General features: G+C 41.4%; 12 protein-coding genes. 5 read left to right on the forward strand and 7 right to left on the reverse strand.

Features of this window, described 5'->3' with window-relative positions:
* Positions 1–42 precede the first annotated feature (42 nt).
* A complete protein-coding gene (locus tag G7092_RS19280; protein ID WP_166091512.1) occupies positions 43–1,596 on the reverse strand; it encodes an alginate lyase family protein in 1,554 nt (517 codons plus the stop codon).
* A 547-nt stretch (positions 1,597–2,143) separates the two neighbouring features.
* The gene (locus G7092_RS19285; RefSeq protein WP_166091513.1) at positions 2,144–2,770 is read right to left on the reverse strand and encodes a LysE family translocator; all 627 of its coding nucleotides are present in this window, start codon (positions 2,768–2,770) and stop codon (positions 2,144–2,146) included.
* A gap of 107 nt (positions 2,771–2,877) precedes the next feature.
* Here G7092_RS19285 and G7092_RS19290 point away from each other — a divergent pair, with 107 nt between their 5' ends.
* The 3 genes from G7092_RS19290 to G7092_RS19300 all read left to right on the forward strand — a co-directional run bounded on the left by G7092_RS19290 (position 2,878) and on the right by G7092_RS19300 (position 8,271).
* Positions 2,878–3,618 carry a M17 family peptidase N-terminal domain-containing protein gene (locus tag G7092_RS19290; RefSeq protein ID WP_166091514.1) on the forward strand — a complete coding sequence of 247 codons (741 nt, stop codon included), beginning with the start codon at positions 2,878–2,880 and terminating at the stop codon, positions 3,616–3,618.
* A gap of 71 nt (positions 3,619–3,689) precedes the next feature.
* A complete protein-coding gene (locus G7092_RS19295) occupies positions 3,690–5,978 on the forward strand; it encodes a glycosyl hydrolase family 95 catalytic domain-containing protein (protein WP_166091516.1) in 2,289 nt (762 codons plus the stop codon).
* A 202-nt stretch (positions 5,979–6,180) separates the two neighbouring features.
* Positions 6,181–8,271: a tetratricopeptide repeat-containing sensor histidine kinase gene (locus G7092_RS19300; protein ID WP_166091517.1), complete on the forward strand. Its 2,091-nt coding sequence runs from the start codon at positions 6,181–6,183 to the stop codon at positions 8,269–8,271.
* 125 nt (positions 8,272–8,396) lie between these two features.
* Here the strand turns inward: G7092_RS19300 and G7092_RS19305 are convergent, their stop codons facing one another.
* From G7092_RS19305 to G7092_RS19320, 4 genes are all read right to left on the reverse strand, one after another.
* Positions 8,397–10,874 (reverse strand): TonB-dependent receptor, encoded by a 2,478-nt coding sequence (locus tag G7092_RS19305; protein ID WP_166091518.1) that lies wholly within the window; start codon positions 10,872–10,874, stop codon positions 8,397–8,399.
* Between the two features lie 235 nt (positions 10,875–11,109).
* On the reverse strand, positions 11,110–11,403 hold the full coding sequence (locus G7092_RS19310; RefSeq protein ID WP_166091519.1) for a hypothetical protein: 294 nt from the start codon (positions 11,401–11,403) through the stop codon (positions 11,110–11,112).
* Positions 11,393–11,932, reverse strand: a complete 540-nt coding sequence (locus G7092_RS19315) for a hypothetical protein (protein WP_166091521.1) — start codon at positions 11,930–11,932, stop codon at positions 11,393–11,395. The genes G7092_RS19310 and G7092_RS19315 overlap by 11 nt, the downstream gene beginning before the upstream one ends.
* Before the next feature lie 57 nt (positions 11,933–11,989).
* Positions 11,990–12,505 (reverse strand): DUF2911 domain-containing protein, encoded by a 516-nt coding sequence (locus tag G7092_RS19320; protein ID WP_166091522.1) that lies wholly within the window; start codon positions 12,503–12,505, stop codon positions 11,990–11,992.
* A 221-nt stretch (positions 12,506–12,726) separates the two neighbouring features.
* Between G7092_RS19320 and G7092_RS19325 the strand changes: the two genes are divergently transcribed.
* Both G7092_RS19325 and G7092_RS19330 read left to right on the forward strand, forming a co-directional pair.
* Complete coding sequence (locus tag G7092_RS19325) at positions 12,727–13,740, forward strand: sensor histidine kinase (protein WP_166091523.1); 1,014 nt, start codon at positions 12,727–12,729, stop codon at positions 13,738–13,740.
* Entirely contained in the window at positions 13,737–14,447 is a 711-nt protein-coding gene (locus tag G7092_RS19330) for a LytR/AlgR family response regulator transcription factor (RefSeq protein WP_166091524.1), read from the forward strand. Before G7092_RS19325 ends, G7092_RS19330 begins: the two co-directional genes overlap by 4 nt.
* Before the next feature lie 176 nt (positions 14,448–14,623).
* On the opposite strand, the gene G7092_RS19335 is transcribed toward G7092_RS19330, so the two are convergent.
* A complete protein-coding gene (locus G7092_RS19335) occupies positions 14,624–15,784 on the reverse strand; it encodes a glutathionylspermidine synthase family protein (protein WP_166091525.1) in 1,161 nt (386 codons plus the stop codon).

Genomic DNA, 15,784 nt, shown 5'->3' on the forward strand with positions numbered 1-15,784 from the left:
CCCGACTTCTGAGTCAGGGGCTTTGTTATTAATATTTTCATACTAATTCCCAACGGTGAATGATTCCCACCCCGAGGCAGTGGCCCGGTTGCAGGTCATGGCCTGGGTACCATTCTCGCTGCTGATAAATAAGCCATTGTTGCCCCGCAGGGTAACTTTACCATCAGAGGTTGGTACCCAGTCAAACTTTTCCCAATCGCCGGCAGTTGCGCGGTTACAGGTAATAGCCATGGTGCCGTTTTCTGAGGATACATATTTAGCCATGCTGCGCAGGGATATTTTACCACCGCCGGCATCAATTACAGTAAAATGCTCCCAATCGCCTGCGGTAGTACGGGTACAGGTCATGGCCTGGGTACCATTTTCGCCGCTTACATAAGCATTGTTAAAGCCTTTAAGGGATATAACCGAACCAATAGGTGGATTGGAACCTGTTGGCGGCGTAGTGCTGCCACCCAGATTAAAGTGGGTATAAGAGGTAAAGCCTAAAAAGGTATTATCATTAGGTACACCCAACGGGGCCTGCTGATTTCTTAATGACAGCATATTGGCAGTGCCATAATGATAGTACGCCACTTCAACACCCGGGAAAATAGGGCTCGAAGTGGAGCAATAGTTACAACCGGTACTTTGGTTATAGGCGCTGCGCTCAAAATCATATCCAGCGCTGATGCGGTTGGAGAGCGCGGTATAAAGCGAGCCATCGCCCTGCATGTTCGCAATTTCGGCTGCATAGGTAAGGCCGGTTAGTGAATATTGGTAGTGTACGCAATCCTGGCGGTCGCAAAGCTCGGGCATGGTGCCATTGCTTTGTATAACCTGCGGCATAACAGCATTGATCATATCCTCGCCTGCCTGGAAAACGCTGGCACTGTTCAGGAAAACACCAATGGCCATTTTAGCATAACCGGCAGATACGTTCCAGTTGTTGTTATAGGCGGGTACGTTGTTGATGTAGTTGTTTTTGACATTGTTCAGATAGTCGTTAAACTTGTTAATATCCGTAGCTGACCAGTTTGCCGATACGCCATTAGGTTTATAATACCTGATAATTTCGGCGGCTGCTACAAAGCTGGGAGTGGTCCAGGAGGCTTCCAGGGCAGGCTGATTAGGGTTATCAGAGGCATCAATAGGGGCGTAATTCTGGAAGGTGTAAGACCAGCCGTTTAGTATCGCGATACATTGGTTGGCATAGGTGATATCGGCTGTTTTGGCAAAACGAAGGGCCAGTGCATAGGCCAGCTCGGCATCCTTCCGGATCTGACTTTTTGAGGGACTGGTATGCCCGTTTGATCCTACATAAACCGTAGCGTAAAACTGAGTAGGTAAGGCATTGTTGCTGATAAAATCAAGTACTTTTTGGTAAGCAGCCGTGCGGGTGGCATCGCCACTGTTTACCTGCGAGGCAATCAGGTCGAGATTAGCCTGCGTGTTGATTACGCCGGGATGGATAAAAGTAGTTACCGCACGAGGGCTGGTTTGTGGTGTGGCATCTGGTGTGTTGCCTTTAATGGTTGATTTTTTACACTGGCACAGGAACGCGCACAGGATAAACAGGCAGGCAAAGGACAGCCAGTAGGTGGTTTTCTTTCTCATAGCTCAAGAAATTTGGTTTATAGGTTTGGTTTAGTTAATTCTTTGATCTGTATATCTATGATAAACACCCTAATAGGGTGTAGCTGCAGCACTCCGAAATGCCTTGCTTTTTGTATAGATATACCTGTGCTGCAAATAGCAGCGTGATCATCCGGATTTTAGGAGATGGTTTTTCGTCATTTTAAAATTGGTTTATGTTATTAATTGGTTTATAAAATGCATAGGAATAGCAACAAACAGCCCGGGCGGTTGTCGCGAAAAAATTGGGTTTATAAAGTATAGGTTAATTAGTGGTTTACTCAAATTTATTTATTCGGGTTTATAAAAACCTTATCTTCAGGTATTTATTTACGATAACGTTTTCGTTGTGGCATTCTGTCGAGTATATCAGAGAAACGCTTTACGATGAAAAAGTGGGTTTACACTTTTTTCACTAAAATAAATTTAATTAATTGATTATCAATAATTTGAGTTGAATTTTATACCAAAAAGTGTAAACCCATGTAAACCCACTTTTTGCTGTGTCAACCTAAATTAATAATGATGGTTATCTCTTGGTAAAAGCAATTTTAATCCCCATCAGCACAAACGCTATAGCCGAAAATTTATTCAGCCAGGTACCTATCAGCGGACTGTTTTTGAGTTTGACCGAAAATGAACCCGCGAAAAAAGTTAATACCAAAAGCCACAGCAAACCCATAACGGCATAGGTTATCCCCAGGAAAATAAATGGCCTGGCGCTATGAATATATTCCGGCCGTATAAATTGTGGGAAAAATGCCAGGAAAAAAATGGCCACCTTGGGGTTAAGTACATTGGTAAATACCGCTGAAACATAGGTTTTCCGGGTAGAAACCAATGGTGTTTGTCCATCCTGTTTAATCATGTTTCCACCGGCAAATAATTTGGTGATACCCATGCCAATCAGGTAGGCAGCTCCGGCATACTTGATGATACTGAAAGCCATAGCCGATTGTGCCAGGATCAGCGACAAACCAAAAGCAGCCAAAGTAGTATGTACCAGCACACCGGTGGTGATACCCAGCGTAGCGTATAGGCCGGCTTTATGCCCCTGGGCAATGGATTTGTTCAAAATAAATACGGTGTCTATCCCCGGCGAAATAATGAACAGAAAAGAGGCGACAATAAAAGTAGCGTAGTTAATGATACCCATATTTCAAAGATAGGGATTATCCGGAATAGCCAATATGATGATGTATTGGGTGATAATTTAATAGATAAGTTTTTAACTTTATGACCACCATTTTAACCGGTATCCCTATGAGAAAAATCTATCCATCTTGCTTGTTTGTTACTCCATTACTGATACTGGCGCTGTGCGGTACACGTTTAAATGCCCAGGAAACCAAATTAGCTAAAGATACTTTACCGGCAATTGGTACAACATCGGCGTTGGGACAGGTAAACGGTATAACCATAGCCGCAACAGTTCAAAGCCCTTCTGCCGAAGAAACACCCTTGCAAATTGTATGCGTATTTGAATATGAGGAAGGGGATATTTATAAATCTCCGCCTGCCTTGCCGCCGGCATTAAACGGATTGGTTCATATCGACCGCCAGCTAAACGGCTTAATTACCGAACTGCGCAAAAGCGGAAAATTTAAAGGCCATGCTTTAGAAACTTTATTATTGAGTCCGCCTCCTGGTACTATCCCCGCAAAAAAGTTACTGCTGATTGGATTGGGCAATAAGGCCGATTTTAAGCCCGACCTGATGGTGAGTGTTGGCAATACAGGTATGAGGGAAGCCCTGCGTTTGGGTGTAAGCAGCTATGCACACGCCAGTGATCTGAAGGATGGCGGTTTGGATTCTCCCACCGGGCTTATCGCCACCAATGTTATTAAAGGAGCGGTAGAAGCTTACCAAACAGAACTCTTTCTGAAACAAAAAAAATATAGCAACCTTGCACCTGTAAAAAGAATAACATTGTTGGCAGGGCCTGCATTTTATACTATTACGGCAAAGGCTGTATCGGCATATATCAAAACCCTGAGTAATTAATTATCTTGTCATCAAAAAACAAAGTCGCTAACCCCGGGCGATGATGTACCTGGTTTGTAACTATTATACCTATGAAAAAAGTAATCCTGATCATCACCTGCATTCTATTTTATAACAGTGTATCGGCACAAAATGCGGTAAACCATGACCTGCAATTTGATACTCTGGCCAGGCGATGGGATGAAGCTATTCCGCTGGGTAACGGTATGCTAGGGGCTTTGGTATGGCAACGGGCCGATCATTTACGGTTTTCGCTGGATAGAGCCGATCTTTGGGACTTACGCCCCATGAAGGGGCTGCACCGTAAAGAATTTAGCTATCAATGGGTAATTAACCAGGTCAATAAAAAAGATTATGCACCCGTGCAAAAGTATCTGGACGAACCTTACGACCATGAACCTGCGCCTTCCAAAATTCCTGGCGGTGCATTGGAATTTGATACCAAGGACTGGGGTAATGTAAAGTCTGTCAATCTGCATCTGCCCAATGCCTTATGCACGGTTAAGTGGGAAAACGGAGTGGTACTGAAAACCTTTGTACATGCCACAGCACCGGTAGGTTGGTTTAGGTTTGAAAATATCAAAACCGGTTTTGAACCCAAGTTGATCGCTCCAAAGTACCAGGGAGAAGTAAAGATATCTGGTGATCCTGTAGGTGGTGATGACCTGTCGCGTCTGGGCTATCCGGCCGGAACAATCAGCCAGCAAGGCAATAGCATTACTTACAAACAAAAAGGCTGGGGTGGGTTTACTTACCAGATCAATGTAAGCTGGCGTAAAGTAAATACAAGTACTATAGAGGGCGTGTGGACTATCTCGTCACAGTATCCTGCTAAAAAAATTAATCCAACGGCTGCTGTAGTTTCCACAAACGCACTAAAACGGGGATTTCAGACCGATTATGACTCACACGAAAACTGGTGGGATAATTTCTGGAGCAAATCGGCTATCCACATACCGGATGCCCTGTTAGAAAAACAGTGGTACCTGGAGCAATACAAATTTGGTTCGGCATCAAGAGTAGGTGCACCGCCGATCTCCCTGCAAGCCGTATGGACGGCAGATAATGGCCGCCTCCCACCCTGGAAAGGCGACTTCCATCACGATTTGAATACCCAATTAAGCTATTGGCCCAGCTATAGCGCCAATCACCTGGATGAGGGTATGGCCTACCTGAACCATCTGGATGCCAATAAAGCTAATTACGAGCGGTATACCAAAATGTATTTTGGTAAGAGCGGCTTGGCCGTACCGGGTGTTACCACGATGAATGGTACAGAAATGGGAGGATGGATACAGTATTCACTTTCGCCAACGGTATCTTCATGGCTGGGGCAGCATTACTATTTGCAATGGCGCTACAGTATGGATAAAAACTTTTTGCGTACCCGCGCCTATCCATGGATAAAATCAACAGCCCAATTTATTGAAAGTCTGACAAGTTTGGATAATAATGGCCATCGTAAATTACCTATCAGTTCCAGTCCCGAGATCAATGATAACGATATCACGGCCTGGTTTCATCAAAATACCAACTACGACCTGGCATTGATGAAATTTACCTTCAAAGCAGCAGCAGAGCTGGCTACAGAACTGGATCAAAAAACCGAAGCTGCACATTGGCAAAAGATATATGACCAGTTTGATGATTTCGCAGTTACGCCAGCCAATGAGCTGATGTTTGCGCCTTCCATGGCGTACAATCAATCGCACAGGCATTTTTCTAATATGTTAAGTATTTATCCGCTGGGCTTGTTGAAATGGGAAGACGGCGAAAAAACGCAGTCAGTTATCAAAAACTCTATCCATTTGCTGGATAGCGTGGGACCCGCGTATTGGTGCGGCTATTCCTATTCCTGGTTGGCCAATATGAAAGCCCGGGCAAAAGATGGCCAGGGTGCGGCTAAAGACCTAACCATTTTTGCCAGGGCTTTTTGCTCTATCAATAGTTTTCATTTAAATGGCGACCAAACCAAATCGGGCTATTCCAAATTTCAATATCGTCCTTTTACATTGGAGGGCAACTTCGCGTTTGCTTCGGGTTTGCAGGAAATGCTGCTGCAAAGTTATGCAGGCTTTATCGAGATAACACCGGCCGTACCAGCTGAATGGAAAAATCTTTCGTTTGAAAATTTACGCACCGAAGGGGCTTTCCTGGTCAGTATTAAGAAAGAAGGCGGCCAAATTGATGAAGTTAAAATTGTATCAGAAAAAGGAGGGAAAACTAAATTGAAACTTCCATTCAAAACCTGGTTTGCCCAAAGCCAAAAGGATGTTGAAATAGGTACCCTTAAAGATGGCCTTATTGATCTTGACTTTCAACCCGGTGCGATGCTCGTTTTAAAAAATGGATATGAATAAAAAAACCTGACGAAAATAAAGTACTTTGGCATATACTTCTTAAAAAATTAGTTACAGATAAATACCCCTTTTATCTAATAATCTACTTTAATTTTTTTCGGCAAAAGCAATTGAGTAACTTAATTGCTTGTAAAAGACAAATTTTAACTTTACTAAAGCCGTGTCCGTATACCTTTTATAATTGCTATCAAATGTTTAGCTTATGCCTTTGCCATTATGCTTATATCCTGCTAAATTAATAAAATGGAGCTATTGGAGGCTCCTGTTAACTTGTATTCTGTTTTTATTTGCCTGCAAACAGGTATCCACAAAAAATCCCAATCATCCGGCGCTTGCCGATTCCATTATCGATAAAGCCAGTACTTTGCTCAATACCGGACAATTGGAACGATCCATTATTTATCTCGACTCGGCATACCAGGTTTTTCCTAATCCGGGTGTTACTGATCTCTGGAAAAAATATAATCAGAAAGCTAATTATTACCTGTACTACAACAAAAACCTGGTTAAGGAAAAGTTATATGCTGATAGCATGTTGTCGATATTGAGTGGTAAGGAGCTGCAGTACAAAAAAGAATATGCCGGTGCCATATTTGCCAAAGGCGATGTTTTGATGGTTGAAAAAAAATATGCTGATGCCTTTAAATGTTATTATGATGGTAAGCTTTTTGCTCAAAAAAACCTGGATAGCTGCAGTTATTGCCAGATCACTTATCAATTAGGGATGGTGCGTTATAAGCAGGGTAACTATTTGAAAGCTATTCCATATTTTAAAGAGGCTTTTGCCGAAAGTAGCCATTGTAAGGCTGGTGCGGGCTTTAGCAATTTGTTTATTTATCCGCAGTCACATCTTAATACCATCGCTTTATGTTTTGAACAGGCAGGTGTTCCTGATAGTGCTGTTTATTATTATAAAAGCGCGCTAAACTTTATTGACAGTAATGCCGGGCGTTTTCCGGATAAGAAGCAGTTTGCAGAGACGGCGCGAGCAGTAGTATACGGGAATTTAGGTGGTGTTTATGCTTTGATGGGTAACTACCCTGAATCTGAAAAATACTTGAAGGAAAGTATTCGTATCAATAATCGTCAGGGTTACGCTATCGAAGACGCACAAACGGCCCAACTTAAACTGGCAAGCTTGTATATTCAGTTTTCACGGTATGCGGCAGCTGATTCTTTACTGGGCGAAATTGAGCATGATTTGCTTACAGGGCGTGGAAAAAGTGAGAGTAATGCAGATAATCGTCTGAAATGGAAAAAATTAAAATGGAAATATTACGATAAGACCCACCAGATTGCTCAGGCGTACCAGTATATTCAGCAATATGATCAGATGAGCGACTCGCTTGATGAGGTCACCAAGGGGTTAAAGATTGCTGATATAGACCAGGGTTTTAAGAACATAGAACAGGAATACCGGTTAACATTATTAGCTAAAAATGATCAGTTAAAAAGCACTTATTTGGCTGCGATCATTGTTTTTGCGGTAATGACGATTATTATTTTACTATTGGTATGGTATAACCTGAAGCGTTACCGGAATAGCGTCAAAGAACTAACCAAACTGAATCAAAAGATCAGTGAATATAATACGCAGATGCAAAAAACGCTTACTGCGTTAGAGCAAAGCCAGGAAGACAATACCCGTATGATGAAAATGGTGGCACATGACCTGCGCAATCCCGTAGGCGCCATGATGACTGTGGCTACCATGATGCTTGACAATAAACGCGGACCCGGTGATGACCGCACCATGCTGGAACTAATCAAAACTTCCGGAAAGAATTCTCTGAACCTGATTGATGACCTTTTGCAAATTCATACCCGGCTCGAAGAGCTTAAACTGGAACCGGTTGATATGTTTACCCTGCTGCATTACTGTGTGGAGCTTTTATATTTTAAAGCCGAAGCAAAGGGACAGCAGATCATGTTAACTGCCGACCATCTCACCATCAGTGTTAACCGGGAAAAAATGTGGCGCGTGATCAGTAACCTGATCGCAAATGCTATTAAATTCAGTCCCAGCGGTGCTGTTGTCAATGTACAGATGGTCAGTAAGGAAGATAGCGTATTGATAACCATCGAAGATCACGGCATAGGTATACCCACAGAAATGCACGATAAAATATTTGATATGTTCACCGAAGCCAAAAGACCCGGAACTGCCGGTGAACAACCCTTTGGTATGGGGCTGGCCATTTCCAAACAGATTGTGGAGGCCCATGGAGGACAAATCTGGTTTGAAAGCAAGCAAAACAATGGGACATTTTTCTACGTGGAACTACCTAAATAACTGGAGTACTTTATTAACCGACCTAATAAATTAGGCATTTTCTTCTGAATGCCTAATTTCTACTAACTGATCTAAAGAACGAGTGAAGAATTGTAGTATTGACTGAAAACATATTTTTTTTCTACCTAGGAAGCATCATCAATGCGCTTGTCCGGATTATCTTCTTTTTTCTTAGCTGGTTTGTGAACTCCAGTGCTTTTGCCAAAATGATAGGTAAAGCTTAAGGTGGCTCTTGAGCCAAGGGTCCGTCGCTGAAAATCCAGGAGTAAAGCATCGCTGCTTCTTAAAAACGCCCATTTACGGCTATTGAAAATATCAACGCTATTAAAACTTAAGGATGCTCTATTACTCCAAAAATCGTATTTGGCGCCTGCATCAAGGCCAAATGCCGGGCGGTTCCTATCCTGAATAATAAAATCAGCGGCGCGATAATCTGCCCGTATTTGTACGGCAAGACTTTTTACAATGGTGATATTGTTGGTAATATTCGCATTCCAGCTTAAGCCACTGTTTGCCGCTATCCCAAATTGAGGCGCTGCATCATTTTGTCGCTCAAAAATGTTCGCATTGGCGGTAAAATCCCAGGCTTTAATTAAATCAAAATGCCCTATCAACTCTAGTCCTGTGGTATTAGAATGCTTTAAATTTTGGGCGGTTGTAGTAATAACCCCGTTAACCGGCGCACTCTCAATATGTTTAATGACATTATTAAGCCTGCTGTAGTAGAGGCTTGATGTAAATGAAATGTTTTTCCAGTTTTTGTTATACCCCAGTTCCAAAGAGTTGATGCTTTCCGGTATCAAATTCGGGTTACCCGTTTCATAATTTGTAGGGTCAGAAAAATCTGTGGATGGATTAAGCTCTCTTGGGGTAGGCCTTGTTACCCGGTTGGTAAAGCTAAATTGCAATTGTTGATCGCCGCTCAATTTCTGCGTTAAAAACACACTGGGATACAAACCTTTACTGGGTACTCTTATCGGTGTATTATATAATGTGTTGTTGGCATCGTAGCCTGTATAGGTTGCGTTTAAATGAGAGTCCTCAGCCCTTAAACCTATTTCATAATTAAAGTTCCTGATCTGGTTCTGGTAGTTTAAGTAGATGGCATGGATCTGCTTATTGCTGTTGAAAAGGTTAGTAAACGGATAAATTGGGCTGGGAGTTCCATGGTTTAAATCATACGCGTACTGGTTATTGTTGCCCAGGCTGATCTGGCTACGATAACCGGCAGATATTTGTCCGGTTTTACCTGTGGGTAATATATAATCGGCCTGTATATTGTAATTATTCCCATTGTTCCATATATCACTTTCTAAAGGATCCGGATCCGGAGGTATTGGCCCACGGATGCTTATAGTGGTTGAATGGTTTTGATAAACCTGAAGATTACGGGAAGTGCCATGAGAATAGGAAAAATTGAAGGTTAATTCCTCTTTGGGCTTTTTAAAGTGCTGGCTATAATCCAGATCCAGTTCATAACTTTTTCCATTACTGTTCGTTGTGTTGTTTTGATGGCTTAATTGCAGGAGTGCGTTGTTGGCATCCAGGTTATTGATTTCTAATAATTCATCGCGGTGGGTGTTGCGTAGGTTGAGACTACCCGAAACACTCAGGATACTTTTGGGTGCTAGTGAATAATCAACACCTGCTTTTACATTTTGTATTCTGTTATGCGTAGTAGAAGGGAAGGTTTCATTGGAATAAACGGTAGCATCTGTTGGCTGTAAAAAGGTAAGATACTGGAAACCGTTGCTATAGGTGTCCCCATCGCGCAAGCTGTAATTTCCATAAACATTTACTTTGCCTGTTTGATAACTTAAAGCGCCGCTACCATTATAATTATTGCGTGTGCCTGCCGAAGCGGTCACCGAGCCATTAAACCCTGCTTTGCTGTTCTTCTTTAAAATAATATTGATGATACCCTGGCCCTCGGCATCATATTTGGCAGATGGATTGGCAATTACTTCCACATTTTCAATAGAACTGGCTGGAATGGACTGCAAAATTTGTGTAACGTCGCCGCCTGCAATAAGCGACGGTTTACCATCGATCAATACTTTTACCCCGGTTGAACCCCGTAAACTCACATTCCCATTTACATCAATTTGGAGCGTGGGTACATTTTGTAACAGATCGGCAGCGGTACCCCCCTGGCTTACCAGGCTTTGATTTACAGCGAAAACTTTTTTTCCGTCTTTGTTTTGCAGAGTTGGTTTCTTGGCGGTAATGGTTACCTCATTTAACACTTTATTAGGAGATGAGCTCATTGGCACTTCGCCCAGGTTTACAACATCGGCCGATGAACTGATGTTGATGTTTTCTTTAACAACTGCGTTATAACCCAAATAGCTTAACCGGAGTGTAAATGTCCCGGACGGTAAATTCACCATTGTGAAATTACCGTTGGCATCTGTTTGCGTTGCCTGGATATTAGCTTTAGTAGTAGGATTTGTTAAAGCCACGGTAGCAAAGGATATGGCTTCATGGGTTTGAGCGTCTTTTGCCTGACCTGTTATCTTTCCATTATTTTGAGCATATAGATTGTTGCACATCCCCGAAAGCATGAACATGGTTATTAATAATTTAAACTTAAACAGTTTCATCTGTATGGATTTTTTAATAAATGGAAAGTAAAAGAGCTCTATGACTTTAGGTACCAGTCATTACTAACGATTCACATTGTTAGTAGACATCATTATTGACTCCGGTAATATAGCAGCTCTGTATCTGTAAAATATAACTTAGCATAGGAGAATAAAAATACCATTGATTCTACCGTGACAGAGGTTGTTTTACCTTGCGGAAAAGCCGTCGCGTTGAATACTCAAGTGATTGATTTTATTGCGAAGCACTATTTATTTTCCAAAGCGTTTTAGTTGCGGGATCGGCAGTTTCTGCTCCATTAAATGCCAGATTTATTAATGCTGAATTACCTGTGGATACGATTCCTGTAATCTTTGTTTTAAGTTTTAAGCTATGACCATTTGTAGGAGGGGAGAAAATCTTGTTCCTCCCGCTTTTGTCGTACGAAAGCACGATAAAAGCAAATATGAAAAGAGAGGTTAATGAAAGAATATTTTTCATTTTGATGGCTTTTAATTGGTTGATGATTGGGAATGGCTTAATAGGCATTGTTCACCGTTAATGGATAGGTATCGGCAGCACCTTGTACACCACCTCCAATAATAGCGTCTTTAGTTAAAACCACTGGTTGTGTTATGTTGATATGATATTTGCCATTTGCATCTACGGTTACATCTGCAGTAGCATTAGTATTAGCCGTTGAAGAATACTTGGTAGAGCCCGTGTTAACTGCTGTACCAATTTGGCATTGAATGCTTATGAGTTTAGTACCGAGGCTGTTTAAGACAAGGTTGGAGGTTGTTATGGTATACTTACCGGCGCCAAGAGGGTTCCAAGAGAAAATTAAGCCACTGCCCGAATAAGCGCCGTAATTTTCGGTATCGGTGGTGCCATCAACTATTGTGCTATAAACACCATTATTCCCTTGTGATGAGGTGCCTTTGGTATAGGTATAAGCTCCAAATTTCCAATTGGTGTCGCTATTGGTAACTGGTGGGGGGGTATCCTTTTTTTTACTGCAGGAAGATACGCTAATGATTAATAAGCATATTGCTGTGATTAATGAAATCCTTTTCATATGTTGATTGATTTTTAATTGGTTAATGGTAGAAAAGTCTTAATTCGGTTGATGAGATTATTTTACCGGAATAAAAACAGACTGCTTTTCCCAGTTTAATAAAAATCCTTTTGGGGTTATCTTATAAACGAGCATTTCCTGGTCATCTGGCAGGGCGGTGGTTTTTACTTCAACCCGGAGTTGATCTTTGGTTGCATCATATTTAAACGCACCCCACTGGTTGGGTACTGTATTAAAAACAGCTATCCATTTATCTTTTTCTTTCGGTACCAGAAAAAAACCGTACTTGCCAGCAGGTAATTGTTTATGCCCTATTTTAATATCTTTATCGGTTTCAAAAGTGGTGGCTTCATTAGCACCTGCACGCCAAACTGTATCATAAGGCACCAATCCACCCCAGATTTTTCTACCCTTTACTGATGGGCTGCTGTAATGAATGGCAATGGTAGCATCCCCTATTTTTCCGGTTACGGATTCGGCCGGGCTTACCCGTGGTTTAGGAGTTTGTGCATAGGCCGAAGCCGACAGGATTACCGCGATTAAAAGCAGACAAGTGTTTTTGATTGATTTCATGGCTTTGATTTTTGATGATCAAAACTGCTTTTTGTAAATAATCTTTGCGAATCTTTTCGACCCACTCTATTTGATTCTTAATGAAAAGGGCTGTTTATTCGACAATCTGGCTTTTGCTGCTATTTTGCCCATCCATCTAAATTTTAAAGGTAATTGTATAGAATAATGGCTCAATCACGTAAAAGAGTATCTTAAAACATAAAAGCTTGGTATTTTTGAATATGAAAATAAAGAGACCCGGTACTACGCTGCTTCAACTGCTCATCTGGGTTGCTGTATTATTGTTGATCTTTTTTTCAGCATTGCCGATGGATGGCGCCAGGAAATCAGTAATATCTACCCTAATCAGCACGTTTTCCTACGCAATTATTATTTATGGGAACATCCTGATCCTGTACCCGATGTTTTATCAAAAAAAGAAGTTTGTTTGGTATGGCATCCTGGTGATACTTCTTCTTGTCGTTGTCGGGATGCTGCGAGGTTATATATCCCTGGTGCTTTATCAGCATTTTTCAATTATAAAGCCAATTCATATCAAGTTTTTGAATTTGCTTTATTATGTCCCAAGCGGGATCCTGATCTATATTCTCAGCCTTATTTTTCGTATTTCCATTGCTTACTTTACTTTAAAACAGCAAACCGAAGAGATCATGCTGCAAAAAAGTCAGGCCGAGCTCAACTTACTTAAATCGCAGGTACAGCCTCATTTTTTGTTTAATACCTTGAATAACATATATTACAAAGTTTACAAAGTTGATCCTCCTTCGGCAAATCTGATAGAGCGTTTGTCTGATATCATGCGTTATTTTGTTGATGAAAGTCCAAAAGATGTAGTGCCGTTAACAACGGAGGTTGCCTTTATTGAAAACTATATGGCGCTTGAACGAATCCGTATCAGGTATGGTGTGTCTATTAACTTCGAAAAATCGTATCAGACAGAATTACGCATCCCGCCAATGTTACTGATGACCTTTGTCGAAAATATTTTCAAACACGGGATCAATAAATCGAGTAAGCAAAACCAGATAGATATATCGTTGATTCAAAAAGAAGGCCACCTGCTTTTCAGCACAAGTAACCGCTGGTTTAACTCGGCCGGATCAAAAGATTCAAACGGATTTGGGATAGCAAACTTAACAAAAAGGCTATCGATGTTATATGGCTCAAATTTTGAGTTAGCTACCAGGAAAGACGAGGAACTATACCATGCTTATTTAAAAATACCACTTGCATGAACTTAAGCTGTATAATTATTGATGATGAGCCGGATGCGGTTGACCTGCTGGAGTTGTTGATAAAACAAAGTACGGAATGGGAGCTAAAGGCCAAGTGTTATGATGCGCTGGAGGCCCTGGCCTTTTTGAAAAAGAATCATGTTGATTTTATTTTTCTGGATATTAATATGCCGCAGCTTACCGGTATGGAATTGGCGACTTTATTGCCGCCTCAAACCAAAATTGTTTTTACCACAGCTTATTCTGAATATGCTGTAGAAAGTTATACTTTTCAAACTATAGACTATCTGCTAAAACCCATCACGTTAAAGCGTTTTTTATCATCGGTGCAAAAAATAGAACCCTATTTTTCGAGACGTGAACCGGAAAGACCTATAAGCGCCGAAGCGGACAAGGATTATTTTTTTGTAAAATCTGGCAAGGCATTCCGGAAAATATCATTGAAAGATATCCTGTATTTTGAAGGAGAAAAGGATTATGTAAGATTAGTGACCTTGCAGGAGCAGTTACTCATTTACCGTAGACTGAAAGATATTGAACAACAATTGTTGCAGCCATTTATCAGGGTTCATAATTCTTATATTATCAATACAGAGCAGCTGGTTAAAATAGAAGATAACCATATTTTTATCGGTGAAAAACGTCTCCCGGTAAGTGAAAAGTTCAGAAGCGGTTTTATGGAGATTATCGATAAAAAGAAATTTTAATTCCCTGGAAACCGGCTGAATATTTATCCTGTAAAATCATCGCCGTTCCTTTTAATCAAAGGAATAGTAAAATGGGAAACAAGAAGTTTTAGTCGGGCGAATAAAAAATATTTACAATAACTATATCGTAATTGAGATATTAAACAACAAGGGCGGCACTTATTTGGGGATGTTTGCTATTCAAAATAGTGCGGCACAAATCGGCTTACGTTATCAGTTATAATGGAGTTACTCTCCCTGATACCTATGCCTGCCGCCTCGCCGCCAATTATCCATGACCCGATAACCGGATAATTGCCATCCATATCAGGTATATTGGCTATATCCTGGTATACAAATCCCTCTGTTCCGTAATCGCCACCGGTACTCAATACTACCTGTCCGTTTTGTACCACTTCTATATTTGCACCTTCACGGGAAAGCTTTGGCTTTTTTATATAAGTTGCCGACTGCGGCTCAAAATAAGCAGGAAGCAGGTTGGGATGATTGGGATAGAGCTGCCATAGGACGGGAAGCAGAGCCTTGTTTGACCATAGCATTTTCCAAATGGGCTCAATCCAGTTAACTGTGCTTTTTCCAAAACTGGCCGTGTCCACCTCGTTAATCATCCACTCCCATGGGTACAATTTAAAGAGTGTTTCTATCGGGTTTTTATGCTCGTCTACAAACCGGACGCCGTCCCAAATAATATTACTAATATCTGTAAAATGATATTTAAGATCCTTTACCGTAGAGGCAGTATCGAGAATATACGCTGTGTTGGTAATATCTTCGCGAAGCTGAAGCGTAGGAATGTTGCCTTTTGCCACTTTCAGACAGGCAAAATGATAAAGCGATGAATGATACTGACCGTGTATCCACTCCCAGGCCACCCTGAGCTTTTCGTCGATGGAGTTGAATTGGTTGGCTGATGGTTTATAATCTTTTAACCAAAACCATTGTACAATACTTGCTTCAAACAGTGAGGTTGGTGTATCTGCGTTGAATTCAAGCATTTTTGGGGGATTAATACCATCATAAGCCAGATCAAACCTGCCGTACAGTGACCAAAAGCCGGTATCACTTTCGTTCCAGGCATGACGAATAAGGGGCACGACCGCCTTGGGAATACCAAATAAAGCAAAAAGATTATTGTCAATAACATATTGGGCCGCTTCGACACACATGGCGTGAAGCTCCTGTGTTGCTGATTCAAGCATGAGTATTTCCTTTTCGGAAAATTTATAACATGCGGATTCGTCCCAGTAGGGTACGTCATTCAGGGTATGGTAAAGAAATCCCTGTTTCTCGACCAACTCCTGCCATTGCTGGCGTGGTGTAATTCTAATCCTTTGCAT

The organism is Mucilaginibacter inviolabilis (genome assembly GCF_011089895.1).
GTDB lineage: Bacteria > Bacteroidota > Bacteroidia > Sphingobacteriales > Sphingobacteriaceae > Mucilaginibacter > Mucilaginibacter inviolabilis.